The sequence below is a fragment of the Microbacterium sp. JZ31 genome (genome assembly GCF_016805985.1).
Lineage (GTDB): Bacteria > Actinomycetota > Actinomycetes > Actinomycetales > Microbacteriaceae > Microbacterium.
Window position 1 is genome coordinate 1,924,546 of record NZ_CP017661.1, and the last position, 26,645, is coordinate 1,951,190.

Genomic DNA, 26,645 nt, shown 5'->3' on the forward strand with positions numbered 1-26,645 from the left:
GGACCTCGGCTCAGGCCGAGGGCTGCACGCCGAGCGCCTGGGTCGCCGCGACCCACTGCGCGAGCTTCTCGGTCGCACGCCCGTCGTCGACGGCCGCCGCGGCCTCGGTCAGCGCCTCCTGGAGGCGCTCGATCATGCCGCGATGCATCTGCGTCGGATCCTGCGACAGCCGGTACGCCACGATGCCGGCCGCGGCGTTGAGCAGCACGATGTCGCGCACCGCGCCGCGCTCGCCCGCGAGCGTGCGTCGCAGCACGTCGGCGTTGTGCTCGGGCGATCCGCCCAGCAGGTCCTCGATCTGCGCCGTGGGCAGACCCACGTCGCGCGGATGGATGTCGAACTCGTGCACGTCTCCGCGCGAGATCTCCCAGATGCGGCTGTACCCGGTCGTCGTGAGCTCGTCGAGCCCGTCCTCGCCGCGGAACACCAGCGCGGTGGCGCCGCGCGTCCGGAACACGCCCGTGATGAGAGGCACGACATCGGGATTCGCGACGCCCACCGCATTCGCCTCGGCGCGCGCGGGATTCACGAGCGGACCGAGGAAGTTGAACACCGTGGGCACACCGAGCTCGGCGCGCGTCTGGCCGGCGTGGCGGAAGCCCGGGTGGAACGCCGCCGCCCAGGCGAACGTGATGCCCGCACGGTCGAGCACGCCCGCCACCGCCTCCGGAGGCAGCCGCAGGTCGATGCCCAGCGCGCTCAGCACATCCGACGATCCGGATTGCGAACTCGCCGCCTTGTTCCCGTGCTTGACGACCGGCACGCCCGTGGCGGCGATCACGATGGACGCCGTCGACGAGATGTTCACGGTGCCGAAGCGGTCGCCGCCCGTGCCGACGATGTCGAGCACGTTGGGGTCGACGTCCAGCGGCACCGCGGCCTCGAGGATCGCATCGCGGAAGCCGATGATCTCCTCGACCGACTCGCCCTTCGCGCGCAGCGCCAGCAGGAAGCCGGCCAGCTGCGCGGACGTGGCCTTGCCCTCCATGACCTGCCGCATGGCCCACGTCGCCTCCGACACGCTGAGGTTCGCGCGGGAGAGAACGGTCGTCAGCACATCCGGCCAGGTCGGTTCCGCCATACGAGCGATCCTAGTCAGGCGAATTCACGGCGATCTCACGCGTGCGCCCCAGCCCCCGCAGAGCCCAAACAATTTCGACGCAACGTCGAAGTTGCCAAACACAGCGTGCGGGATCGGCAATAATGGACGGGTGACTGCACCAGCAACGTTCGCCCCGGCACCCAGAACTGTCAAGCGACCCGACCCTGTCGCCGTCGGCACGATCGTCTGGCTCGGCAGTGAGGTCATGTTCTTCGCGGGCCTCTTCGCGATCTACTTCACGCTCCGCAGCACCTCCCCGGAGCTGTGGGCTTCCCGCACCGAGCTGCTGAACGTCCCGTTCGCGCTCGTCAACACGATCATCCTGGTGCTGTCGAGTGTGACCTGCCAGATGGGCGTCTTCGCGGCCGAGGGCCTCAAGTTCAAGAGCCCCCTGATGCAGAGGCTCATCGGCTGGGGCGTCGTGCCGTGGTTCTGGGTCTCGTTCGCGCTGGGCGCGTTCTTCGTCTCGGGCCAGGTGTGGGAGTACGCGACCCTCGTCGCCGAGGGCATGCCGATCAGCGCCGACTCCTACGCGTCCGCGTTCTACCTCACGACGGGCTTCCACGCCCTGCACGTGACGGGTGGACTGGTCGCGTTCCTGCTGACCATCGGCCGTTTCTACGCAGTCAAGCGCGCCCGTCACAAGGAGGCCGTCACCGCCATCGTCGTGTCGTACTACTGGCACTTCGTCGATGTCGTGTGGATCGCGCTGTTCCTCGTCATCTACTTCCTCAAGTAAGAGCGGAGCTACATCACCCTTATGGCACGAGAGAAGAAGCGCCGCTCGAACGGCCGCCGGTCTCCCCTGGCAGCCGCCGCCCTCATCGGCATCGGCCTCATCATCAGCGGCGGCATCTACGCCGGCGCGTCCGCCGCGGTCGCCGCGACGAGCGAGACGACCGCCCACACGGCCCTGACGGCCGACGACGGCGAGAAGCTGTTCCAGGCCAACTGCGCCACCTGCCACGGCCTCGATCTGCAGGGGACCGAGAACGGCCCGTCGCTGTACGGCGTCGGCGCCCTCGCGGTCGAGTTCCAGGTCTCCACGGGACGCATGCCCATGCAGCGCCAGGACGTCCAGGCGCCGCAGAAGCCCGTGCAGTTCACGGAGGAGCAGATCCTCGCGATGGCGGACTACGTCCAGTCCGTCGCGCCGGGTCCGGACTTCCCCGACGAGCACGTGCTCGACGGCGAGGGCGACGTGTCGCGCGGCGCCGAGCTGTTCCGCATCAACTGCGCCATGTGCCACAACGTGGCCGCGGCCGGCGGTGCCCTGACCGAGGGCAAGTACGCGCCGGACATCATGGACACCAGCGCGCTGCACATGTACGCCGCGATGGTCACCGGCCCGCAGAACATGCCGGTGTTCAGCGACATGAACCTCACGGAAGAGGACAAGCGCGACATCATCTCCGCCCTGCTCTACCAGCAGAACGAGCCGGCGCCCGGCGGATTCACCATCGGCTCGCTCGGCCCCGTGTCGGAGGGTCTGTTCGTGTGGATCTTCGGCATCGGCGCGCTGATCGCGATCACCGTGTGGATCACGGCGAAGTCCAACTGAGCCTTGGCGAACTGATCCCGGCGAACTGAGCATGGCGAACGAAGAAGACGTGACGAGGAGCACCATGGCGCACGAGAGCGACGCGCACGAGGTGGAGACCTACAAGCCCTCCCCCGGCCTGGCCGTGTCGGTTGCCGATCCGGTGCAGAACCCCGGTCTGCCTCCGCACCGGGCGCGCATCACCGACAAGGACCCGAAGGCCAACCGCGCGGCCGACCGCACGGTGTACACGCTGTTCTACCTGTCGGTGGCGGCGAGCATCTGGGCTGTCGCGGCCTACATGCTGTTCCCGATCGAGGACGGCTCGCTCGCCTCGATCCGCAGCAACAACCTCTGGATCGGCCTCGGCATCGCCGCCGCACTGCTCGCGATCGGCGTGGGCGCCATCCACTGGTCCAAGGCGCTGATGAGCGACAAGGAGTACGTCGAGGACCGCCACTCCACGCGTGGCACCGAGGAGACGCGCGCCGCGGCTGTCGAGAGCTTCCGCCTGGGCAACGAGGAGTCCGGCTTCGGACGTCGCAAGATGATCCGCAACTCGCTGATCGCAGCCGTCGCGGCCTCGGTCATCCCGGGCATCGCGCTGTTCCGCGGGCTCGCGCCGCACTCCACGCCGAACGACCCCACGGCCGGCGACCCCGTCGCGCTGCTGAATCACACCATGTGGAAGGAGGGCGAGCGCCTCGTGCGCGACCCCAACGGCCTTCCCATCAAGGCGTCGGATGTCACCCTCGGATCCGCCGTGCACGTGATCCCCGAGAGCCTGACCGACCTCGGGCACAGCGACGGCTACCTCGAGGAGAAGGCCAAGGCCATCGTCCTGCTCATGCGTCTGCTCCCCGAGCAGCTCAAGGAGGAGGAGGACAAGAAGTCCTGGTCGTACGACGGCATCGTCGCCTACTCCAAGGTCTGCACGCACGTCGGCTGCCCCGTCGCGCTGTACGAGCAGCAGACCCACCACCTGCTGTGCCCGTGCCACCAGTCGCAGTTCGACGTCACCGAGCACGCCAAGGTCATCTTCGGCCCCGCGGCACGTCCGCTGCCGCAGCTGCCCATCGCCGTCGATGACGAGGGTTACCTCATCGCGCAGAGCGACTTCCACGAACCTGTCGGCCCGAGCTTCTGGGAGCGTCATTGATGAGCACCACCAACGTCACTGAGAAGCCCCAGGCACCGCTCGGCGGCAAGTTCGTCGGCGCCGCCGCGAACTACATCGACGAGCGCACGAGCATCTCGGGCTTCGTCAAGGCACTCGCCCGCAAGGTCTTCCCCGACCACTGGTCGTTCATGCTCGGCGAGATCGCGCTGTGGGCGTTCGTCGTCGTGCTGATCTCCGGCACGTTCCTGACGTTCTTCTTCCAGGCGTCGATGGCGGAGACGCACTACACGGGCGCTTACGAGCCCATGCGCGGCATCGCGATGTCGTCTGCCCTCGAGTCGACGCTGCGCATCTCCTTCGACGTGCGCGGCGGTCTGCTCGTCCGTCAGATCCACCACTGGGCGGCCCTGGTGTTCATCGCCGGCATCGGCGTGCACATGCTGCGCGTGTTCTTCACGGGCGCGTTCCGCAAGCCGCGCGAGCTCAACTGGGTGATCGGCTTCGTGCTGTTCATCCTGGCCCTGGCCGAGGGCTTCACGGGCTACTCGCTCCCCGACGACCTGCTGTCCGGCAACGGTCTGCGCATCATCGACGGCATGATCAAGGGTCTGCCGATCATCGGCACCTGGACGTCGTTCCTGCTGTTCGGCGGCGAGTTCCCCGGCACCGCGATCGTCGGCCGCCTGTACACGCTGCACATCCTGATCCTGCCGCTGCTGGTCATCGGCCTGATCGCGGTGCACCTGCTGCTCATGATCGTGAACAAGCACACGCAGTTCGCCGGCCCCGGCCGCACGAACGGCAACGTGGTCGGCTACCCGATGATGCCGGTGTACATGGCCAAGATGGGCGGCTTCCTGTTCCTCGTGTTCGGCGTCATCGTGCTGATCGCCTCGCTCGTGCAGATCAACCCGATCTGGGCCTACGGTCCGTACGACCCCTCCCCGGTGTCGGCGGGTACGCAGCCCGACTGGTACATCGGCTTCGCCGACGGCGCCCTGCGCCTGGCGCCGTCGAACTGGGACATCCAGCTGGGCAACTTCACCCTGTCGATGGGCATCCTCGCCCCGGTCGCCGTGCTCGGCCTGTTCATCGTGCTGGTGGCGGTGTACCCGTTCATCGAGGCATGGGTCACGGGTGACAAGCGCGAGCACCACATCGCGCAGCGTCCGCGCAACGCCGCGACCCGCACCGCGATCGGCGCCGCCGGTGTCGTGTTCTACGCGGTCCTGTGGGCTGCCGCGTCGTCCGACATCATCGCGACCCACTTCATGCTGACCATGGAGGGCGTGATCCACTTCCTGCAGGTCTCGCTGTTCGTGATGCCGGTCATCGTGTACTTCTTCACCAAGCGCGTCTGCCTCGCGCTGCAGAAGAAGGACCGTGAGATCGCGCTGCACGGCTACGAGTCCGGTCGCATCGTGCGCATGCCCGGTGGCGAGTACCGCGAGGTGCACCGCCCGGTCAACGAGTACGAGCGTTGGAAGCTCGTCGACGTCGAGAGCTACGCTCCCCTCGTCGTGCGCCCGAACAATCAGGGCAAGATCCCCCTCAGCGAGAAGCTCCGGGCCGGATTCTCGCGCTGGTTCTTCGAGGACCGCCTCGCTCCGCTCACGCAGTCGGAGCTGGACGCGGCCGTCGACCACCAGCAGCACGCGCTGCACGAGTACGGCCCGAGCCCCCGCGAGCTCGAGTCGAGCCACGACAAGCACTGATCTGCTTCACAATGCCCCCGGTCTTCGGACCGGGGGCACCGTCGTTTCTCGGGGCGCCGCTTCGACGTCCGGGTACAGGCTGGATGTGCAGCGAGGCACGCAAAGAGAAAGCCGAGCCTGCATCAGGCCCGCGCAGCCTGCATGCGTCCGAGCGCCCGGTAGCCGTGGAGCGCCGATTGGATCCGTTCGAGGTGGAACAGGGCGTCCTCCGCGAGGGCACGATATGTGCCGTAACCGCGAGCCGCGAGCGCCTGATCGCGGCGCCGATCCTCCCGCTGCGCCTCCCAGCTCGCGTGGTGCGCCTTGCTGTCGCACTCGACGACGAGCCAGCCGTCGAGCAGCAGGTCCACTCGCCCCACGCCCGGGATCCACTTCTGCACTTCGACGCGGAAGCCGAGCCGGATCGCGAGCAGGCGCACGATCGTCTCGGTGCCCGACTCCGCGCGCCCGTCGACGAGACGCCGCAGCACTTTCTTGCGCGCCGGAACCGCTCCGAAGAGCCGGGCCAAGTCGGTCTGCCGGATCAAGCCGAGATGCAGTGCGGAGTCCACGGCCGCAACGAAATCCACGTCCTCGAGGCACCCGCACGCATGGACGAGCGCGTCAAGCGTGCTCACCGCACACAGCTGCGTCGGGGCCGGCGCGATCAGCGTGCGCCAGTGCAGCGCTCCCCCGTCCGGTGCCGCCGTGCGCGACGCCGTTCGCGGAACGTGCACGTGCACGCCGTCTGGAGCTTCGCGTACGAAGACGCCCCGTCTGGCAAGCAGCGAGACGCACGTCAGACGGCCCGACAGCGCGGCTGCGATCGCCACGTCCGGATGCGCATCGCGCCGCACATACCGACCCGGACGCACGCGGATCAGCCCGCCGTCACCGACCGCTCGCGCGATGTCGTGCTTCGACATCCCAGACGTCCGTAGCTGCGCGGTCGTCCACATCCATAGCTGCGCGTCACCCTGACTCATCATCGGCTTCATCACGCGCCCAGCGTTCCGGATCGGGCAGTTTCTGAAGCGAGGATCAGGATGGTGGGGAGAATCCTTGCCCGCGGTCGACGCTGTGGACGACTCACCCCGGCCGCATACAGGATCGGGCGCCCGGCCGCAGGCTCATCGTTCCCAGCAGCCCCCGTCCAACACACCGCGCCTGCACGCGGGCGGCGCGGCCCTCTTATGCACGCGCTCGCCCTCGACCGCGGAGACCCACGCGACGGCCGCGCACAGGCTCGAACGCCCGGCCGCAGGCTCAGCCGTCACACCAGCGGGCATCCGCCACATCGAGCCTGCACGCGGGCGCTGAGGCGCGCGACGACGCCCGCGCGCCCCCACCAGACGACCCGAGCCACCCAATGGCCGCACACGGGCTCACACGCCCGATCACAGGCTCATGCGTCGCATCGCCTCACATCCGCCACATAGAGCCTGCACGCGGGCTCGCGTCGCAGCGTCGGAGCACCGACTCGCCCACGCCGCAGAAGCCCGGCCAGGCGCCACCCTGAAGACGCGAAACGGCCCCGGTCGGACCGAAGTCCGCCGGGGCCGTTCTGCGTCGCGTCAGCGGGCGAAGTAGCCGCGGTAGTACTCGTACACCCAGCCCACGATCGCGATCGCGAACAGGCCGAGCGCGACCGGGATGAGGAACTGGCCGACGGCCAGTCCGACGATCATGATCGCCGCGGAGCCCGCGAGCACGAGCGGCCACCACGACCAGGGGCTGAACTCGCCGAGCTCGGTGTCGCCGTCGTCGATGTCGGCGTCGTCACGGTCCTCCGGGAGCGCCACGCCGTGCTGGCCTTTGTGGACCACCTGGATGTAGAGCGCCACCATCGCGGACATGAAGACGCCGAACAGCAGCGCGGTCGATCCGACCCACTCGACGGCCGTGGTCCAGGGCTGGTCGGACCGCTCCAGGATGTTCCAGGCCGTGTAGACGACCGCCATCAGGGCGAAGAAGCCCGCCAGCAGCCACCAGATGCCGATGTTGGAGCGCATTACTTGACCTTTCCGTCCGCAGCGTCGATCACCGGGGCGTCAGGCGCGTCCTTCGCCGGGCCCACGCCGACGGGGATGCCGGCCTCGGGGTGGTTCAGGTCGAACGCGGGACGCTCGCTGCGGATGCGCGGGATCGACGTGAAGTTGTGCCGCGGCGGCGGGCATGACGTCGCCCACTCGAGCGATCCGCCGTAGCCCCACGGGTCGTTCACGGTGATCTTCGGCGCGGAGCGCGCGGTGATCCAGACGTTCAGGAAGAACGGCAGCAGCGAGGCGCCCAGGATCATCGCACCGACGGTGGAGAGCTGGTTCTCCCAGGTCCAGTTGTCGGAGTACGAGTAGTCCGCGTAGCGACGCACCATGCCGTCGACGCCCAGCCAGTGCTGGATGAGGAACGTCATGTGGAAGCCGATGAACAGCATCCAGAAGTGCACATAGCCGAGGCGCTCGTTGAGCATCCGGCCGGTCCACTTCGGCCACCAGAAGTAGAAGCCCGAGAACATCGCGAACACGACGGTTCCGAACACCACGTAGTGGAAGTGCGCGACGACGAAGTACGAGTCGGACAGGTGGAAGTCGAGCGGCGGGGCCGACAGGATGATGCCCGTCAGACCACCGAACACGAACGACACGAGGAAGCCGAGAGCGAAGATCATCGGCGTCTCGAAGGTGATCGATCCTCGCCACATGGTGCCGATCCAGTTGAAGATCTTCACACCGGTCGGGACCGCGATGAGCATGGTCATCAGCGCGAAGAACGGCAGCAGCACGGCGCCCGTCACGTACATGTGGTGCGCCCACACGGCCACCGACAGCGCGGCGATCGCGATGGTCGCGTAGACGAGGGTCTTGTAGCCGAAAATCGGCTTGCGGCTGAACACCGGGAACACCTCGGAGACGATGCCGAAGAACGGCAGCGCGATGATGTAGACCTCGGGGTGGCCGAAGAACCAGAACAGGTGCTGCCAGAGGAGCACGCCCCCGTTGGCCGGGCTGTAGATCTCGGCGCCGAGGACCCGGTCCGCGGCTGCGGCGAAGATCGCCGCGGCGAGCACGGGGAACGCCACGAGGATCAGCAGGCTCGTGATGAGCGTGTTCCAGGTGAAGATCGGCATGCGCCACATCGTCAGACCCGGGGCGCGCATCGTGATGATCGTGGTGATGAAGTTCACCGCGCCGAGAATGGTGCCGAAGCCGGAGAGGCCGAGACCGAGCATCCAGAGGTTGCCGCCGACGCCCGGCGAGAAGGTCGCGTTCGCGAGCGGCTGGTACGCGAACCAGCCGAACGAGGCGGCGCCCGACGGCGTCAGGAAGCCGGCGACCGCGATGGTCGATCCGAACAGGAACAGCCAGAACGCGAAGGCATTCAGTCGCGGGAACGCCACGTCGGGCGCACCCAGCTGCAGCGGCAGGATCGCGTTCGCGAAACCCGCGAACAGCGGCGTCGCGAACATCAGCAGCATGATCGTGCCGTGCATCGTGAACAGCTGGTTGTACTGCTCCTTCGTCGGCAGGATCTGCATGCCGGGCGCGAACAGCTCGGCGCGGATGATCAGCGCCATGACGCCGCCGATCGCGAAGAACAGCACCGATGCGATCAGGTACATGTACCCGATGGTCTTGTGGTCCGTGGAGGTGATCCACTTGACCACGATGTTGCCCTTCTGCTCAGTACGCGACGTGCTGAGCAGCGCGGCCTGACGGGGCGGGAGCGTGGTGGGGTGCTCCTGGAGTGTGGTCGCCATCAGTGGCCCTCTCCCTCGAGATTGCTGGTGTCCGGTCCGCCGCCGGTCGTTCCCGGCGCGTTGGACAGACGGTCGTACTCGTCGTCGATGCTGCCCGTCTGGCCGGCGGCCTCGAGCTCGTCCAGGTAGGCCTGGTACTCGTCCTGGCTGACGACCTCGACGTTGAAGAGCATCATCGAGTGGTACTCGCCGCAGAGCTCGGCACACTTTCCGGCGTAGGTGCCCTCACGCGTCGGCGTGAACGACCACATGTTGTCGCGGCCCTGGTACATGTCCTTCTTGTAGAGGAAGTCGATGATCCAGAACGAGTGGATGACGTCGCGCGACTCGAGCTGGATCGTCACCTTCTGGTCGACCGGCAGCACGAGCGTCGGCAGCTGCGACTGGTCGATGTTGCCGTCGGCGTCGGGCTGAGCCTGGATGCCCATCGTCCAGACGGCATCGGACTGGTCCTCCGCCTCGCCGTTGTACTGGAAGTCCCACGCCCACTGCTTCGCGATGGCGGTGATCTCGACGTCGGGATCGGGCCACTGCGTCTCGATCTCCGCCTGGTCACGCGCCGTGAAGGCGAACAGGCCGATGACGAGGATCAGCGGCACCGTCGTGAAGAAGATCTCGATCGGCATGTTGTAGCGCAGCTGAACCGGCAGTCCGGTCTGGCCCTTGCGGCGGCGGTACACGACCATCGCCCAGAGCATCAGGCCCCAGGTGATGACACCGACGGCGAGGAGCACGATCCAGGAGCTGGTCCACAGCGACGCGATGCGCTCGACCTGGTTGGTCGTGGGGTCGGCCGCCTGGCCGTCCACCTCGAATCCGGGAAGGTATCCGTGCAGCTCGCGAGGAGTGCATCCGGCAAGGGCCACGGCTGCGGCGACGGCGACCGGGATCGCGGCCCAGCGGAGACGGCGTTTCGACGGCACGAATTCACCTTTCGAACGTTGATGAGGCACATGCCAGTCTAGGGCAACCTCTCACCCGGTTCAGGACAGGCGCCCAGCCGATTCCAGATTTTCGACGCCTGGTAGAAGAGGTCTTCGACATGTGGTAGAAGCACACGAAAGAGCCCCTCGCCGCGCGGGCCAGGGGCTCTTTCGAGAAGGGCTCAGTGGAAGCTGTCGCCGCAGGCGCAGCTGCCCGACGCGTTCGGGTTGTCGATCGTGAAGCCCTGCTCCGAGATCGTGTCCTTGAAGTCGATCGACGCACCGTCGAGGTACGGGATCGACATGTTGTCGACGATCACCTCGACGCCGTCGAAGTCGACGGTCTCGTCGCCCTCGAGGTAGCGCTCGTCGAAGTAGAGCTGGTAGATCAGGCCGGAGCAGCCGCCGGGCTGCACGGCGACGCGCAGGCGCAGGTCGTCGCGGCCCTCCTGCTCGAGCAGGTTCTTCACCTTGGTCGCCGCGGCGTCCGTGAGGCTCACGCCGTGAGCGCGCGTGTCGGCGACGGAGGTGTCGGCGATGGTCGTGTCGGTCATGACGCTCCTTACGGGGGTGCGGTCCAGTGCCGCCATTCTATCGCGGCGGAATGGGAGACGGCCCGAATCAGGCGTCGCGCGCGTTCAGGCGTCCTAGCAGGAGCGTCTCTGAGCGCACGGCGTTGCGGAACGTCTCGAGGTGCAGCGACTCGTTCGGGCTGTGGGCGCGCGCATGCGGGTCCTCGACGCCCGTCACCAGGATCTGCGCGCCGGGGAACTGGCGGACGAGATCCGCGATGAAGGGGATGGATCCGCCGACACCGAGGTCGACGGCGTCCTTGCGGTAGCCGTCGCGCATCGCCGCCCGCGCCTCGGCGACGGCCCATCCGCTCGTGTCCACGAGGAAGCCGTCGCCCAGGTCGATGTCGCTGAACGACAGCTCGGCCCCGAACGGCGCGTGCGCGCGCAGGTGCCGCTCGATCGCGGCGTAGGCCTCGCGCGCGTCCTGCCCGGGCGCGACGCGCGCGCTGACCACCACGGTCACCTCGGGCGACAGGGTGTTCGACGCGGCCGCGACGCTCGTGAAGTCGATGCCGGTCACGGTGATCGACGGCTTGTTCCAGATGCGCGACAGGATGGTGCCCTCGCCGATGGGCTGGACGCCGTCGGGCAGACCGGCCTCCTCGCGCAGCGTCGCCTCGCTGTACTCCGGCGTCTCGGCCTCGCGCACCGTGAGCCCCTCGACCGCCACGGCACCCGTGTCGGTCCACAGCGTCGACAGCAGCTTGATCGTGGCGAGCATGGCGTCCGGCACCGCTCCCCCGAACATCCCCGAGTGCGAGGCGTGCTCGAGGGTGCGAACCGTGAGGTGGAACTTCGCGTTGCCGCGCAGCGACACCGTGACGGCCGGCGTCTCGGAGTCCCAGTTGCCCGAGTCGGCCACGACGATGACGTCGCTGCGCATGGCGTCCGCGTTGTCGGAGAGGAACTGCCCGAACGAGCGGGAGCCGAACTCCTCCTCGCCCTCGATGAACAGCACGATGCCGAGATCGAGGTCGTCACCGGCCACCTCTCGCAGCGCGCGCAGCGACGCGATGTGGGCCATCACGCCCGCCTTGTCGTCGGCGGCGCCGCGGCCGTACAGACGGCCGTCCCGCACCGTGGGCTCGAACGGCGGCGTCTCCCACAGCGCCTCGTCGCCCGGGGGCTGGACGTCGTGGTGTGCGTAGAGCATCACGGTGGGCCGGCCGTTGCGAGCCGCGCGCGTGGCGAGGATCGCGGGCTGGCCGTGCTCATCCGTGCCGGGGATCTGCGCCGTCAGGATGCGCACCTCGTCGAACACGCCCGTGCCCTCCGCGAGCTTCGCGACCTCGCGCGCGCTCCGCTGCAGCTGCTCCTGGTCGAAAGCGGGCCACGCGATGCCGGGGATGCGCACGAGCCGCCCGAGATCCGCGAGGGCCGACGGGATGCCTCCTTCCGCCGCATCGCGCAACGACTGATCCACAGGAGGCACCGAAGTCATGCGGGTAATCTTAGGTCGACCCCACACGTGATCCCGGCGTCCGCCGGGACGAATCAGAGGTGCAACTGTGAGCAAGACCCCGCCCGTCAACGATGGCGCCTCCCAGGGATCGGTCCTCAACGGAGAGGTGATCGGCGAGATCGCGACCGGCAAGGGCCGCCCGACCCCCACCCGCGCCGAGCGCGAGGCCGCCAACAGGCGCCCGCTCGTCGCGAACACCAAGGAGGCGAAGGCCCGCGCCCGCGCGGAGCTGCGTGAGCGTCAGGACCGTGCACGCGTCGGCATGGCCAACGGCGAGGAGAAGTTCCTGCCGGTCCGCGACAAGGGCCCGCAGAAGCGCTTCGCACGCGACTACACCGACGCCGGATGGCACCTGGGCGAGTTCCTGATGCCCGCCATGGTGCTCGTGATCATCATGACCTTCATCCCGCTGGACTTCTTCCAGTACTGGTCGTTCGTCGCGCTGTGGGTGTTCATCTTCTTCGTCGTCGGAGACATGATCATCCTGTCGCGCACCGTGAAGCGGAAGGCCGCGGCGAAGTTCGGCAAGGACAAGCTCGAGAAGGGCCTGGGCTGGTACTCGGCGATGCGCTCGGTGCAGATGCGCTTCATGCGCCTGCCCAAGGCGCAGGTCAAGCGCGGCCAGTACCCCGCCTGATCCCTCCCGCTCCAACATCGAACGCCCCCGAGCCCTTCCGGGCCGGGGGCGTTCGACGTATCGGATGACGCGAGCGGTCAGCGCCGGCCGGCGCGCAGCGCCACCAGGCCGCGGTTGATCTCACACGCCCACAGCGGTCCGCGGTAGAGGAACGCGGTGTAGCCCTGCACGAGCGTCGCGCCGTCGTCGAGGCGCTGCTGCACGTCCTCGGCCGTCTCCACTCCCCCGACCGAGATCACGCAGAAGTGGTCGGGAACCGCGGCGCGCACCGTGCGCAGCACGTCGAGCGCGCGCGCCTTCAGCGGCGCACCCGACAGCCCGCCGGCGCCCATGGCCTCGACCTCGGCCGCGTCGGCCCGCAGGCCTTCACGGGAGATCGTGGTGTTCGTCGCGATGATCCCGGCGAGGCCCTCCTCGACCGCGAGGCGCGCGATCGCGGCGATCTCGTCATCGGGCAGATCCGGGGCGATCTTGACCAGGACGGGCGTGGCGCCGGCCGCGTCGCGCACCGCGCGGAGCAGGGGTGAGAGCGTCGCGACGGCCTGCAGCCCGCGCAGGCCGGGCGTGTTCGGCGACGACACGTTCACGGCGAGGTAGTCGGACAGGGGCGCCAGCATGCGGGCGCTCGTGACGTAGTCGGCCGTCGCTTCGGCGACGTCCACGACACGGCTCTTGCCGATGTTCGCGCCCACCACCGCGCCGCGGCGGCGCAGGCGCGCGAGGCGGCGCGCAGCGGCCTCGGCGCCGCGGTTGTTGAAGCCCATCCGGTTGATGACCGCCCGATCGGCGATCAGGCGGAACAGACGCGGCCTGGGGTTGCCCTCCTGCGGGATCGCCGTCACGGTGCCGATCTCGACGTGTCCGAAGCCGAGGGCATCCAGCCCGCGCACGCCCACGGCGTTCTTGTCGAAGCCGGCGGCGACGCCGAACGGCGAGGGGAACACGCGTCCCAGCGCCTCGACCGAGAGCGCGGACGCCGGGCGGGTGAAGCGGCGCAGCACCGCCGCGACCGGGGCGACGCCGGCGGCGCGGATGGCCGCCATGCCGAGGTGGTGCGCGGTCTCGGGGTCGAAGCGCGCCAGGACGTGCCGGAAGAGGAGGGGATACATCCGCTCCAGGCTATCGGTCGGTCGGGCGTCAGTCCGACTCGTCGGCGCCGGCCGCGGCGTCGGCGAGCGAAGCGCGCGCGTGGTCGGCGCGCAGCTCTGCGATCGACGCCTCGAAGTCCTCGAGCGACTCGAAGGCCTGGTAGACGCTCGCGAAGCGCAGGTAGGCGACCTCGTCGAGCTCGCGCAGCGGACCCAGGATGGCCAGGCCGATCTCGTTCGCGTCGATCTGGCTGAGGCCGGTCTGCCGCACGGCCTCCTCGACGCGCTGGGCGAGGATCGCGAGATCCGCATCCGTGACGGGACGCCCCTGGCAGGCCTTGCGCACGCCGGAGATGACCTTGTCGCGACTGAACGGCTCGACCGCGCCCGAGCGCTTGATGACGTTCAGGCTCGCGGTCTCGATCGTCGAGAATCGGCCGCCGCACTGCGGGCACTGCCGACGTCGCCTGATCGAGAGGCCGTCGTCACTCGTGCGGGAATCGATGACGCGGGAGTCGCCGTGGCGGCAGAAGGGGCAGTGCATAGCGCGACAGCCTACGCGGCGGAACCCGGGAGATCCTGGTCGCTGGCGTCGGCGAACCGCGCCGTGATCGCCTCGCCGTGCGCGGGAAGCGCCTCCGCCTCCGCGAGCGCCACGATCCCGCCCCGCACCTCGGCCAGCGCCGCACGGTCGTACTCGATGACCTGCTGCGGGCGCAGGAACGTGTGAGAGCCGAGGCCGGCCGCGTAGCGCGCCTGTCCCCCGGTCGGCAGCACGTGGTTGGACCCGGCGAGGTAGTCGCCGAGGCTCACGGGCGCGTATGAGCCCACGAACACCGCACCGGCGCTCGTGCAGCGCGCGGCCGAGGCGGCCGCATCCGCGACGTGGACCTCGAGGTGCTCGGGCGCGTACGCGTTGCTGAACGCCTCGGCGGCGGCGAGGTCGTCGACGAGCACGATCGCCGACTGCTCCCCCGCCAGCGCGGCGGCGACGCGCTCGCGGTGCCGCGTGGCGCGGGCGACCTGCGCCACCTCGTCCGCGACGGCCTGCGCGAGCCTCGCCGACGGCGTCACGAGCACCGCGGAGGCCTGCTCGTCGTGCTCGGCCTGGCTGACGAGGTCGAAGGCGACGAGGCGCGGGTCGGCGGTGTCGTCCGCGATGACCAGGATCTCGGTCGCGCCGGCCTCGGAGTCGGTGCCCACCACGCCGGCGACCGCGCGCTTGGCGGCGGCGACGAAGTTGTTGCCCGGCCCCGACACGACGTCGACCGGGTCGAGGTCCAGCGAGGCGACGCCGTGCGCCAGTGCGCCGATCGCGCCTGCTCCGCCCATCGCGTAGACCTCGTCGACGCCGAGCAGTCCCGCGGCGGCGAGGATCGTCGGGTGGACCCTGCCGTCCTGGTCGCGCTGCGCGGGCGAGGCGAGCGCGACGCTGCCGACCCCCGCGACCTGCGCGGGCACGACGTTCATCACGACGCTGGAGGGGTAGACGGCCTTGCCTCCCGGCACGTAGACGCCTACGCGGGACACCGGCTGCCAGCGCTGCGTGACGCGGGCGCCGGGACCGAGCTCGGTGACCTGCGGGGCGGGGATCTGCGCGGCGGATGCCTCGCGCACGCGCCGGATCGCCTCCTCGAGCGCGCCACGGACGTCCGGATCGAGCGACGCGAGCGCGTCGGCGATGTGCCCGGCGGGCACGCGCACGGCGTGACCCGTCACGCCGTCGAAGCGCTCGGACTGCTCGCGCAGCGCCTCCTCACCGCGCACGCGCACGTCCTCGACGATCTCCGCCGCGACATGCAGCGCCACGGCCCGGGCCTCTGCGGCGCGAGGGACGACGGCGAGCAGTTCCGCGGGACGGAGCGAACGTCCGCGGAGATCGATGGTGCGCATCCCTCTATTCTGTCAGCCGCACCCTCGGGTGATGCTCGGTGTCAGCCGCGCGTGATCCCCGAGACGTCGTGGAGGAAGCCGATGCGACCGTCGTCGTGGCGCACCACGAACGAGTCGCCGCGATCCTCGATCACGAGCGCCCACGCGGTCGGACCGATCCGGAACATCGGCGTGCCGTAGGCGTCGACGATGTCGCGCTCCTCCGGCACGAGGGCCCAGAACGCCTGCGGCGCGGGAGCTGCGGGATCCGGCTGCGTCACGAGTTCGTCCTGCCACACGGGCTCCGGCTGCGTGATCGGCTCATCCTGCGCCACGGGCTCGGGTCGCGTGACCGGCTCATCATCCGACAGGATCGGGTGCACGCTCGTCGCGACGTCGTCCTCGGCGCTCTGCGCGGTCGGAGCGGCGTCGTGGCGCGGCGCCGGGGAGTCGTCGACCGCGTGGCGCTCGACGACCTGTTCGGCGATCGCCTCGGTCTCGGTCGTGAACGGTGGCTCGGCGACCGGTGGCTCGGCGACCGCCTCATCGTGTGCCGGCTCCCCTGCGTGCGCCGGCTCCTGTGGCGCGAGCGGGAACTGCTGCCCGTAGGCCGGCTGCCCGTACGGGGCCTGGCCCGGAGGCGGGAACTGCGGCTGCCCGTACTGCGGCGGCTGCCCGTACGGGGCGTGGCCGTGCTGCTGGCCAGAGGCGGGCTGCCCCCACTGCGGGGCGTAGCCCGGCTGCCCCCACTGCTGCTGCCCGTGCGCGGGCTGACCCCACTGCGGCGCCTGACCCGGCTGACCCCACGGCGAGGCCTGACCGGGCTGGCCGTACTGCGGCTGGCCGTACTGCGCCTGGCCGTACTGCGCCTGGCCGTAGCCCTGGGCTTGCGGCGGATACTGCTGCCCATAGGGCGCCTGGCCCTGCGGATGCGACCACGCCTGAGGAGCCGGCTGGCGCTCGGGACGCGGCCTCTGCGCGACCGGACGCGGCGACCGGGCCACGGGATGCGCGACCGTGTCGGCGCGGCCCGCGAAGTCGTCCTTGAACGGCGCGACGTACGGCGCCACGACCGTGAAGAACACGCCCGCCACGGTCAGCAGCAGCTCGAGCCAGACCACGGCGGTGAGGCTGAACGGGAACTCGGCGATAACGTTCTGCACGCCGTAGCCGAGCCGGCTGAGCCACAGCACGGCGGCGACCGAGAAGGCGACCGATGCGAACTGGTCGACGGAGAGGGACCCGACGCGCACCCGCGCGGCCGGAGACAGCCGGCGGATCACGAGCAGCACGCCCGCCGCGACCGGCAGCGCGACGCCCAGCACCCAGTCGAGCGAGGCGCCCCAGATCGAGGCGTAATCCCGGAGGTCGTACATGGAGAAGAACGACACGAGCAGGATCAGCCCCGCGAGCGCGACGAGGATCGCCTCGCGGATCGTCAACGGCCCCACGCCGTGCACCGGCGCGCCGGTCTCGCGCGTGCCGGGCATGCCCGTCGCCACGTCGGCGGCAGGGTTCCCCGCGCCGCCGGAAGCGGGAGCGGGCTGCTCGGGAGCCGGCGGAGTGGCCGGGTGCTGATCGGTCACGCTGATCCTCTCGAAGACATGGCGCGGGATGCGGTCGATCCTACCGACGCGCCTTATGGGCTCTCTGGGGCACTTCCACCCGTGTCATCCGGACCGGCTCAGCCGAGGCACTGCGGACCGAGCAGCGACTTGAGGTCGCCGAACAGGTCGGCCGTGATCCGCACCTGCATGGGCACCTCGAACACCTTCGCCGTGCGGCCCTTGTGCATCTTCAGGCGCACCTCGGTGTCGCCGCGGTGGCGACGCAGGACGTCGGCGAGATCCTGCACGACCTGCTCCGTCGCGCGCTGCTCTGGCAGCACGAGCGTGAGCGGACCGGCCTCATCGAAAGAGCCCACGTCCGGCGCGAACGCCGACTGCGCATGCAGGTTCATGCCGTCGTCCCGGCGCGACACGCGCCCCTTCACGACGAGGATCGCGTCCTGCTGCAGGATCGGCTGGAACTCGGTGTAGGTCTTGCCCATGAACATGACCGTGACCTCGCCCTCGAAGTCCTCGACCGTGATCATGCCGTAGGGGTTGCCGCTCGACTTCGCGACGCGGTGCTGCGCGCTCGTCACGAGTCCCGCGACCGTGACCTGATCGCCGTCCTGCAGGTCCTCGGAGGCCAGCAGCGCGCTGATCGTGATCGTGCGGTGCTTCGCGAGCGGCACCTCGAGTCCCGCCAGTGGGTGGTCGGAGACGTACAGACCCAGCATCTCGCGCTCGAACCCGAGCTTGTCCTTCTTCGTCCACTCGGGACGATCCGGCACCTTCTGCACCGCCTGCGGCTCGTCCCACAGGCTGTCGAAGTCGAAGCCGATCGCGCCGCCGGCCGCATTGCGCTTGTCGGTGACGGCGACCTCGACCGCACCCTCGTGGATCTCCATCAGCGCGCGCCGCGTGGATCCCGTCGAGTCGAACGCGCCCGCCTTGATGAGCGACTCGACCGTGCGCTTGTTCGCGACATGCAGCGGGACACGGTTCAGGAAGTCGTGGAACGACGTGTACGGACCCTCCTCGCGCGCGGCCACGATGCCGTCGACCACGTTGGTGCCGACGTTGCGGACGGCGCCGAGCCCGAAGCGCACGTCCTCGCCGACGGCGGCGAAGTAGTTGATCGACTCGGAGACGTCCGGCGGCAGCACGCGGATGCCCATGCGGCGGCACTCGTTGAGGTAGAGCGCCATCTTGTCCTTGGAGTCGCCCACGCTGGTCAGCAGCGCGGCCATGTACTCGGCCGGATAGTGCGCCTTGAGGTAGGCCGTCCAGTACGACACGAGTCCGTAGGCCGCGGAGTGGGCCTTGTTGAAGGCGTAGTCGGAGAAGGGCAGCAGGATGTCCCACAGCGCCTTGATGGCGCCGTCGCCGAAGCCGCGCTCCTTCATGCCGCCCGAGAAGCCCTCGTACTGCTTGTCGAGCTCCGACTTCTTCTTCTTTCCCATCGCGCGGCGGAGGATGTCGGCCTGTCCCAGGCTGAACCCGGCGACCTTCTGCGCGATGGCCATGACCTGCTCCTGATAGATGATCAGGCCGTAGGTCGTGTCGAGGATGTCGCGCAGCGGCTCCTCGAGCTCGGGATGGATGGGCGTGATCGGCTGGAGGCCGTTCTTGCGCAGCGCGTAGTTCGTGTGCGAGTTGGCCCCCATCGGACCCGGCCGGTACAGCGCGATGACGGCCGAGATGTCCTCGAAGTTGTCGGGCTTCATGAGGCGCAGCAGCGACCGCATCGGCCCGCCGTCGAGCTGGAACACGCCCAGCGTGTCGCCGCGCGCGAGCAGGTCGTACGCGGGGCGGTCGTCGAGATCGAGCTTCTCGAGATCGAGCTCCTCGCCACGGTTCATCCGGATGTTGTCGAGCGCGTCCGAGATGATCGTCAGGTTCCGCAGGCCCAGGAAGTCCATCTTGATCAGGCCGAGCGACTCGCACGCCGGGTAGTCGAACTGCGTGACGATCTGGCCGTCCTGCTCGCGGCGCATGATCGGGATGATGTCGAGCAGCGGCTCGCTCGACATGATCACGCCGGCCGCGTGCACGCCCCACTGGCGCTTCAGCCCCTCGAGACCGACCGCGCGGTCGTACACCGTCTTGGCCTCGGGGTCGGTCTCGATCAGCGAGCGGAACTCGCTGGCCTCCTTGTAGCGCGGGTGCTCGGGGTCGAACATGCCGTCGAGCGGCATGTCCTTGCCCATCACGGCCGGGGCATCGCCTTCGTCAGGCGCTCGCCCATCGAGAACGGGAACCCCAGCACGCGGCCCGCGTCCTTGAGCGCCTGCTTGGACTTGATCGTGCCGTACGTGACGATCTGCGCGACGCGCTCGGAGCCGTACTTGCGCGTGACGTACTCGATCACCTCGCCGCGGCGGCGGTCGTCGAAGTCGACGTCGAAGTCGGGCATCGACACGCGGTCGGGGTTCAGGAAGCGCTCGAAGATGAGGCCGTGCTCGAGCGGGTCGAGGTCGGTGATGCGCATCGCGTACGCGACCATCGAGCCCGCACCCGAGCCACGGCCCGGCCCCACGCGGATGCCGTTGTCCTTGGCCCAGTTGATGAAGTCGGCGACCACCAGGAAGTACCCGGGGAAGCCCATCTGCAGGATGATGCCGACCTCGTACTCCGCCTGCTTGCGGACCTTGTCGGGGATGCCCGCGGGGTACCGGTAGTGGAGGCCCTTCTCGACCTCCTTGATCAGCCAGCTGTCCTCGGTCTCCCCGTCGGGCACGGGGAAGCGCGGCATGTAGTTGGCCGACGTGTTGAACTCGACCTCGCACCGCTCGGCGATCAGCAGCGTGTTGTCGCACGCCTCGGGGTTGTCGCGGAACAGGTGACGCATCTCCTGCGCCGTCTTGACGTAGTAGCCGTCGCCGTCGAACTTGAAGCGGTTCGGGTCGTCGAGGGTCGATCCCGACTGCACGCACAGCAGCGCCGCGTGCGCGTCGGCCTCGTGCTGGTGCGTGTAGTGGGAGTCGTTGGTCGCGACCAGCGGGATGTCGAGATCCTTCGCGATCCGGATCAGATCCGTCATCACACGGCGCTCGATCGACAGGCCGTGGTCCATGATCTCGGCGAAGTAGTTCTCTTTGCCGAAGATGTCCTGGAACTCCGCGGCGGCCGCGCGCGCGGCGTCGTACTGTCCCAGGCGCAGCCGCGTCTGGATCTCGCCCGACGGGCAGCCGGTCGTGGCGATCAGGCCCTTGCCGTAGGTCTGCAGCAGCTCGCGATCCATGCGCGGCTTGAAGTAGTAGCCCTCCATGCTCGACAGCGAGCTCAGCCGGAAGAGGTTGTGCATGCCCTCCGTCGTCTGGCTCCACATCGTCATGTGGGTGTACGCACCCGAGCCCGACACGTCGTCGCTGCGCTGGTCGGGCGAGCCCCACTGCACGCGCGACTTGTCGCTGCGGTGCGTGCCGGGCGTGACGTAGGCCTCGAGGCCGATGATCGGCTTGACGCCCGACGCCTTCGCGGCCTTGTAGAACTCGAACGCCGCGAACGTGTTCCCGTGGTCGGTGACCGCGATCGCCGGCATGCCGTAGTCGGCCGCCGCCTGCGTCATCGCCCCGATCTTCGCCGCCCCGTCGAGCATCGAGTACTCGCTGTGCACATGCAGGTGGACGAAGGAGTCGGAGGCCATGGATCGAGTCTAGGTTTCGCCTCCGACATGGCGGCCCGGCACCGCCGGGTGTCGGGATCGCCGGGCGCGTCGTCGCGCGAAGATCCTGCTTCGAGAGGACGGATCCGGCGCAGGGCTCCTCGGGAACGCGGGCCGCCTCGACCCGGAGCCGGGATCAGTCGGTGGGTGCCGCGCGGTCGTCGATCCGGTCGGTCATGCCGTCGACGCGGGCGATCGCATCGTCGAGCCCGGCGACGGCCGCCCACAGGTCCGGATGCGCCGCGCGCACGTCGGGGAGGGTCATGCCTGCGGAACGCAGGGTCGCGAGGTCGAAGCTGAGGTTGGTGCGCGCGCTGGCGAGGGCGGCGCGCAGCGCGGCGGCGGCGACGGCGACGTCCGCGACGAGGGCGGGATCACCGTGCGCCGCCAGGTGCTCGAGGTCCGGGATCGCGGCACGGGCGCGCCCGCCCAGGCGCGCCGACGACCGCGCGGCCTCGAGCGACGCCTCCCGGATGGCCTCGGCACGGCCGTCGTCGTCGCGGCGGAACGCGGCGCCGAAGGCGGCCGACGCCGCGGCGTCGGCGTCGGCGGCGTCCAGCGCCTCATCGCGCAGGGCGCGCGCCCGCTCCCCCACCTCGATCGCGTCGGAGTAGCCCGCGACCATCGAGATGAGACCGGCCGCGAGCGCGAGCATGACCCCGGCCGCCGCTCCCCCGCCCGGGTCGCCCTTCGCCTCGCCGAGGCGCGCGGTCCACCGGTCGATGCTGGCGTCGCGTGTGGTGATCCGCTGTGACATGCGCTCATCCTGTCTGCCCCCGCGCCCCGCGGCCAGGACTTGACAGGCGCGGCTCACCGCAGGGACGACACCGCGACGAAGGCCTTCTGCAGCGCGACCTTCTGCTGCTCGTAGCGGACGGCGATGTAGATCAGCAGCGCACCGGCGAGCCCCGCCCACAGCCACCACGGCACGACCGTGTAGGCCGTGGAGATCCACGGCCACAGCTGCGCGACGCCGTGCACCACGGCGACGGCCGACCCCAGCACGAGCGGCGCCTGCAGTCTGCCGAGCGCGCCGACGACCACGAGGGCGACGGCGACGACGCCCAGTGCCACGACGCGCCACAGCGCAGAGGGACCGAGGTCGTGCAGCAGCGACGGGATCAGCAGCAGCGCCAGTCCCGGGCCGACGGCCGGCCAGCTGCGGGCCCCGGCGACGCGACGCATCCGGAGCGCTCCCAGGGCGAACAGGCCGAGGGCCGGCGGAACCGTCAGCAGCTCGACCGGCCGCAGGCCCAGCGCGAGCGTCGTCAGCACGAAGAACGCGGCGGCTGCGGCGGCGGCGATCCACGGCGCCGATCCGAGGCGGGCGCGCTGGGCGAAGCCTCCCCCCGCGACGGCGGTGAGCACGACGGTCGTCACGCCGGCGACGAGCCGGGCCCCGAGCTCCGGCAGCGTGAACAGGGCCCCGAGCTCGCCCAGCGCCAGCACCACCGCTCCGACACCGAGGGCGCCGGCCGCGCCCCGGCGGAGCCGGGGGTCGCTCGCGCGCAGGAACGCGACGGTCGCGACCGCGGCGACGGCGAAGAAGCACGCGAGCGGCCAGCCGGCCGCCTCCCCGGCGGGATCGCCGTCCGTCGCCGCCAGGTAGCGCGGTCCCGCCGCGATGACCGCGATCGCCGCGCCACCGACGGCGAGGACCGCGCCGAAGCGGGTCCACGCGCGCGGGCGCAGCAGCCAGGCCCCGAGCGCGCCGCCCAGCGTCGCCGCCGCGAAGGTCGCCACCGTCGGCGTGAGCGCGTCGCCGCCACGGAACGCCGCGGCGATCGCCGTGAGCGCCACGCCGGCGATGGGCGCCACGAGCGTCGAACCGGAGGCGGCGGCCCCCCGACGCCAGACGATGACGGCGCCGAGCAGGACGGCACCGGCCCCCGCCACCACCGCCGGCACGGCTGCGTCTTCCACCGCCACCAGCGCGCGCAGCCCCATGAGCAGCGCGCTCGCCGAGAGCGCGAGCGCGGACGGCACCGCGAGCGGGTGACGCAGCGATGCCGCGACGAGCGCGAGCGTCGTGGCGACGACGATCACGATCCACGTCCGGACATCCGTGACCGGCGCCGTCAGGCTCGGCACGATGGCGACCGCGATCCCGCACAGCCACACGACGTGCTCCACGAACGATCGGTCGTCCGGCGTGCGAAGACGCCGGCGCAGCGCCACGAGCGCGCCCAGCGCGAGCATCACCGCGACGGGCAGCGATACCAGCTCGAGCGGCTCGTACGTGCCGCGCAGCAGCGCATCACCGCTCAGGAGCAGCGCTCCGACGAGAGCGGCCCACCGGGAGACCCCGCCGAACGGCGCCCTCCGAACGGACGCCGAGGCGACGTGCACGGCCGCGAGCACGAGGAACGCCGCCGCATCGACCGGCACGCCGCGCGGCAGCGCCAGGAAGGCGGAAAGCGACAGGAGCACGCTGAGCGGCGGCACGACGTGCGCGAACACCCCGGGTCGCTGCGGCGCACGCGCTGCTCCGTAGGCAGCGAGGTACGCGATGACGACGGGCAGGAGCAGCCAGGCGGGCGCCGCCTCCTCGGGCACCGGTCGGAACGCGAACATGCGGTCGAAGAGGCCGCCGAGGATCGCCGCGAGCGCGGTCGTGGCTCCGGACGCCGCGAGGCCGGGAACGCGGCGCACGGGCGACCACGTCAGCGCGAACGCGAGCGCGGCGGCGACGAGCATCACGACGACACCGCGCGCTCCGGGCTCGCCGGCGAGCTGCACGAGCCCGAACACGAATGCGAGCACGATCGCCACGCAGGCCTCGCGGCTGCGCCGCAGGAGCACCAGGGCGACGCACAGCAGCGCGAAGACCACCGCGGTCGGGATCAAGCGCAGCTCGTCGGTCCCCTCGAGCACATGACTGCTCAACCAGGTCCACCACGCCAGCACCGCCGCGCCGACTGCGGGCCAGATCAGCAGACGACGCCACGCGAGCGGTCGTGGGGCGGACGGACGAGGATCCGCCCCCGGTGCCGGCGCCGGATCGCGCCACCCGCGCGAGAGGCTCGCCGCGCCGAACGCGACGGCGAGGAACCCGCACACCAGCCAGCGCTGCGGATCCGGCACCCACCAGACCGAGGCGAGCGCGACCACGGCCGCACCGATCTCCGCGCTGCCGCGCAGCCCGCCCGGCACCACCCCACGCATCGCGAGCACGGCGGCCGGGACGACGACGAGCGCGGCGGTCGCCACGACGGCGACGAGCGCCCCCGCCGGCACGAGCTCTGCCATCGCGGAGCCCGTCGGCAGCGCGCTCGCGTCGAGCGGCAGGCCGGTCGCCGCGGCGACGCACACCAGCGCCAGTGACGCGAGCGCGGGGGCGAGGAGGCCGGACGCGACGCGTCCCTCGGGGCCGCGATGGCGCAGCGCCACCAGCGCGAGCAGCACGACCGTCGCGCCGGTCAGGACGGCGCCCACGACGCCGTCGCCGAGCAGCGCGTCGGTCGTCTCCGGCAGCACGGCGAGCCCGCCCCCGAGCAGAGCGAGCGCGAGCGGACCGAGACCGAGCGCGGCGAGCGCGACGCCGGAGGCCGCGCGCGTCCGCCGCGCGATGGTGCGATCGCGCACGAACAGGGCCGCGGCGAGCACCGCCACGGCCAGCCACCGGATGAGCACGACACGCGTGGCATCACCGCCCGGCGACCGGTCGAGCAGCGCCGCGAGCGCGAACGGCGCCGACAGCGTGACGATCGCCGCGAGCGCGACGGGGGCGATCGCCGCGGCTGCCAGCGCCCCGCCCCGCGGGCGCAGCACCGCCTGCAGCGCGATCGGCAGCGCGATGACGACGACCGCGCCGAGGATCCAGAGCCACGGCTGGGCGTGGCCGGCGGCATAGGCGGCGACCGCGCCGAGAACGCCGGCGGACAGCCAGCCCGAGGGCGCAGCATGCCGGGGGGCTCCGGAGCGCGCGAGGGCGACGACCGATCCGGCGGCGATCGCGACGCCCGCGATGACGACCGCGCCGGGGACGCCGGATGCCAGCGCACCCAGCAGGAGCAGAACGGCCGTCACCGGAGGCCGCGCCACGCGGACGATCGGGTGCAGGCTCACCGGCACCAGCAGCAGGATCGCCGTGATCGCCGCGGCCGCGGCGCACGTCCACACCGGGAGGTCGCCGGACGCCGCGAACGCGGGAGTCGCAAACGGGGCCCACGACGACGACCGTCGCCCGCCTTCCTCGAACCACGTCGACGCGACCCCGAGCGTGCTGAGCGCGCCGACCGTCGCCGCGGCGAAGAGGGCGGGAATCAGCCAGGGACGCGTGACCGGCGTGCGGGGGACGCGGAGCAGCCCGACCGCCACGACCACCGCCAGCACCGGCGCCAGGAAGGCGTCCGCGAACGGTGCGTCCGACCGCAGCGCGAGCTGCCATCCCGCCGTGCCGAGCACCACCGCCCCCACCACGGCTGCGACGGCGATCAGCACGCGAGCGTACGGGATCGGATCCGACGCGGGACGCACCAGGGCATACACATGCAGCCCGGCGAGCACCACCACCGCGGGCGTCCACCAGAGGGGGCCCCAGGTCGACTGCGGCGCCGCGAACCATGTCGCGATGCTCCCGCCCGCGAGCGCCGTCACGCCGATGGCTCCCAGGATTGTCCGCTCGACGACCGCGTCCGACGCCGGCCGCGCGGACGGCACGGGCGACGGCAGGACGTGGGCGAGCCCGCCCAGCGATGCGCCCAGCAGACCCGCCGTGACCGCGACGCCGGGGTCGGCGGCCGCGATCCCCGCCATGAGCAGTCCCACGCCGGTCGGCAGTGCGAGCACCGCGGCGAAGTCGGGCGCACGCAGCCTCGACAGGATCGCCCACGCACGGCTCACGGCGCCCGCGAGCAGGATGCCGATGCCGGCATACACCGCCGGGCGCACCGCACCGGTGCCGAAGAGGTCGTTCGCGCGGACCGCCCACACATCGAGCGCGATCAGGACGATCCCGATCACGGCGATCCCCTCCGCCGCGGCCGTGAGGCTGCGGCGCCGCAGGAACCACGCCAGCGCCATCGTCGCCAGCGTGACGCCTGCGATGATGAGCGCCCGAACGGCGATGCTCGAGAAGAACCAGGCGAGCGTCAGGAAGAAGATCGCCGCGACCGAGACCAGGCTGACGCCGACGATCAGCAGCAGCACCGGCACGGTCAATCGCCGCCTCGGCGTGCGCGGGGCGGCCGGCGGCACGGCGGCACCGGGCGACGGCGGCGTCGAAGCGGGAGCGGACGATGCAGGTGCGCCCGCGGGAACGGTCGGCGACGGCGCGGACTCCGCAGCCGTCATGTCCCGAAGCAGCCCGGCGGGCGCAACCGGGACGGCCGGGACCTCCCGCGTGCCCGGCGACCCGCTCGCGGACGCGGCGGACCCCGACGCCGGCGCGACAGGGACCGGACCCGGCGCGTCAAGGACCAGGCGGGGCACGGCAGCGGGAACCGGCGCGGATGCCGCCACCGCCGGAAGCGGCCGGGCGCCCGCCGCCGCTGCTGCGCGCATCGCGCTGAGCGTCTCCTGTCGCGCGTGCTCGGTCGCGAGGAAGCGATGTCCGATGTCCCGCAGCTGCGCGAGGCGCGGATCGCCCTGCGGGAGTCCGCAGGTCGGGCACACCGTGTGGGTGCCCCACGCGGTGAAGCACGACGGACACTTGCCCGG

The 26,645-nt window shown here is 70.7% G+C and carries 18 protein-coding genes and 1 pseudogene; 5 read left to right on the plus strand and 14 right to left on the minus strand.

The window, feature by feature from the left end; all coding sequences use genetic code 11:
- Positions 1 to 10: 10 nt before the first annotated feature.
- Positions 11 to 1,081 (minus strand): anthranilate phosphoribosyltransferase, encoded by a 1,071-nt coding sequence (gene trpD, locus BJP60_RS09250; RefSeq protein WP_203135497.1) that lies wholly within the window; start codon positions 1,079 to 1,081, stop codon positions 11 to 13.
- 130 nt (positions 1,082 to 1,211) lie between these two features.
- Between trpD and ctaE the strand changes: the two genes are divergently transcribed.
- The 4 genes from ctaE to qcrB all read left to right on the plus strand — a co-directional run bounded on the left by ctaE (position 1,212) and on the right by qcrB (position 5,477).
- Positions 1,212 to 1,841 (plus strand): aa3-type cytochrome oxidase subunit III, encoded by a 630-nt coding sequence (gene ctaE / locus BJP60_RS09255; protein ID WP_203135498.1) that lies wholly within the window; start codon positions 1,212 to 1,214, stop codon positions 1,839 to 1,841.
- Positions 1,842 to 1,862: 21 nt separating this feature from the next.
- Entirely contained in the window at positions 1,863 to 2,663 is an 801-nt protein-coding gene (qcrC, locus tag BJP60_RS09260; protein ID WP_203135499.1) for a cytochrome bc1 complex diheme cytochrome c subunit, read from the plus strand.
- Positions 2,664 to 2,727: 64 nt separating this feature from the next.
- A complete protein-coding gene (gene qcrA, locus BJP60_RS09265) occupies positions 2,728 to 3,801 on the plus strand; it encodes a cytochrome bc1 complex Rieske iron-sulfur subunit (RefSeq protein WP_203139168.1) in 1,074 nt (357 codons plus the stop codon).
- The gene (qcrB, locus tag BJP60_RS09270; RefSeq protein ID WP_203135500.1) at positions 3,801 to 5,477 is read left to right on the plus strand and encodes a cytochrome bc1 complex cytochrome b subunit; all 1,677 of its coding nucleotides are present in this window, start codon (positions 3,801 to 3,803) and stop codon (positions 5,475 to 5,477) included. The genes qcrA and qcrB overlap by 1 nt, the downstream gene beginning before the upstream one ends.
- Before the next feature lie 122 nt (positions 5,478 to 5,599).
- On the opposite strand, the gene BJP60_RS09275 is transcribed toward qcrB, so the two are convergent.
- The 6 genes from BJP60_RS09275 to BJP60_RS09300 all read right to left on the minus strand — a co-directional run bounded on the left by BJP60_RS09275 (position 5,600) and on the right by BJP60_RS09300 (position 12,152).
- On the minus strand, positions 5,600 to 6,454 hold the full coding sequence (locus BJP60_RS09275; protein ID WP_238439645.1) for an endonuclease domain-containing protein: 855 nt from the start codon (positions 6,452 to 6,454) through the stop codon (positions 5,600 to 5,602).
- A 576-nt stretch (positions 6,455 to 7,030) separates the two neighbouring features.
- Complete coding sequence (ctaF, locus tag BJP60_RS09280; protein ID WP_203135501.1) at positions 7,031 to 7,468, minus strand: aa3-type cytochrome oxidase subunit IV; 438 nt, start codon at positions 7,466 to 7,468, stop codon at positions 7,031 to 7,033.
- On the minus strand, positions 7,468 to 9,213 hold the full coding sequence (gene ctaD / locus BJP60_RS09285; protein WP_203135502.1) for an aa3-type cytochrome oxidase subunit I: 1,746 nt from the start codon (positions 9,211 to 9,213) through the stop codon (positions 7,468 to 7,470). The genes ctaF and ctaD overlap by 1 nt, the downstream gene beginning before the upstream one ends.
- Complete coding sequence (gene ctaC / locus BJP60_RS09290) at positions 9,213 to 10,136, minus strand: aa3-type cytochrome oxidase subunit II (RefSeq protein ID WP_203135503.1); 924 nt, start codon at positions 10,134 to 10,136, stop codon at positions 9,213 to 9,215. Before ctaC ends, ctaD begins: the two co-directional genes overlap by 1 nt.
- A 182-nt stretch (positions 10,137 to 10,318) precedes the next feature.
- Entirely contained in the window at positions 10,319 to 10,690 is a 372-nt protein-coding gene (gene erpA, locus BJP60_RS09295) for an iron-sulfur cluster insertion protein ErpA (RefSeq protein WP_203135504.1), read from the minus strand.
- A 67-nt stretch (positions 10,691 to 10,757) separates the two neighbouring features.
- Positions 10,758 to 12,152, minus strand: coding sequence for a dipeptidase (locus BJP60_RS09300; RefSeq protein WP_203135505.1), 1,395 nt, complete (start codon positions 12,150 to 12,152; stop codon positions 10,758 to 10,760).
- A gap of 67 nt (positions 12,153 to 12,219) precedes the next feature.
- On the opposite strand from BJP60_RS09300, the gene BJP60_RS09305 reads away from it, so the two are divergent.
- On the plus strand, positions 12,220 to 12,810 hold the full coding sequence (locus tag BJP60_RS09305) for a DUF3043 domain-containing protein (protein WP_203135506.1): 591 nt from the start codon (positions 12,220 to 12,222) through the stop codon (positions 12,808 to 12,810).
- 77 nt (positions 12,811 to 12,887) lie between these two features.
- Here BJP60_RS09305 and BJP60_RS09310 read toward each other — a convergent pair whose 3' ends face one another.
- The 7 genes and pseudogenes from BJP60_RS09310 to BJP60_RS09340 form a co-directional block, all read right to left on the minus strand.
- Positions 12,888 to 13,919, minus strand: coding sequence for a quinone-dependent dihydroorotate dehydrogenase (locus BJP60_RS09310; protein ID WP_203135507.1), 1,032 nt, complete (start codon positions 13,917 to 13,919; stop codon positions 12,888 to 12,890).
- A gap of 28 nt (positions 13,920 to 13,947) precedes the next feature.
- The gene (gene nrdR, locus BJP60_RS09315; RefSeq protein WP_203135508.1) at positions 13,948 to 14,442 is read right to left on the minus strand and encodes a transcriptional regulator NrdR; all 495 of its coding nucleotides are present in this window, start codon (positions 14,440 to 14,442) and stop codon (positions 13,948 to 13,950) included.
- 11 nt (positions 14,443 to 14,453) lie between these two features.
- Complete coding sequence (gene hisD / locus BJP60_RS09320; RefSeq protein ID WP_203135509.1) at positions 14,454 to 15,791, minus strand: histidinol dehydrogenase; 1,338 nt, start codon at positions 15,789 to 15,791, stop codon at positions 14,454 to 14,456.
- Positions 15,792 to 15,832: 41 nt separating this feature from the next.
- Entirely contained in the window at positions 15,833 to 17,356 is a 1,524-nt protein-coding gene (locus tag BJP60_RS15440) for a hypothetical protein (RefSeq protein WP_261345578.1), read from the minus strand.
- Positions 17,357 to 17,454: 98 nt separating this feature from the next.
- Positions 17,455 to 20,966, minus strand: a pseudogene (gene dnaE / locus BJP60_RS09330) (DNA polymerase III subunit alpha).
- 154 nt (positions 20,967 to 21,120) lie between these two features.
- Positions 21,121 to 21,741 carry a cyclodeaminase/cyclohydrolase family protein gene (locus BJP60_RS09335; protein WP_203135510.1) on the minus strand — a complete coding sequence of 207 codons (621 nt, stop codon included), beginning with the start codon at positions 21,739 to 21,741 and terminating at the stop codon, positions 21,121 to 21,123.
- 53 nt (positions 21,742 to 21,794) lie between these two features.
- Complete coding sequence (locus BJP60_RS09340) at positions 21,795 to 26,141, minus strand: SCO7613 C-terminal domain-containing membrane protein (protein ID WP_442923422.1); 4,347 nt, start codon at positions 26,139 to 26,141, stop codon at positions 21,795 to 21,797.
- Positions 26,142 to 26,645 lie beyond the last annotated feature (504 nt).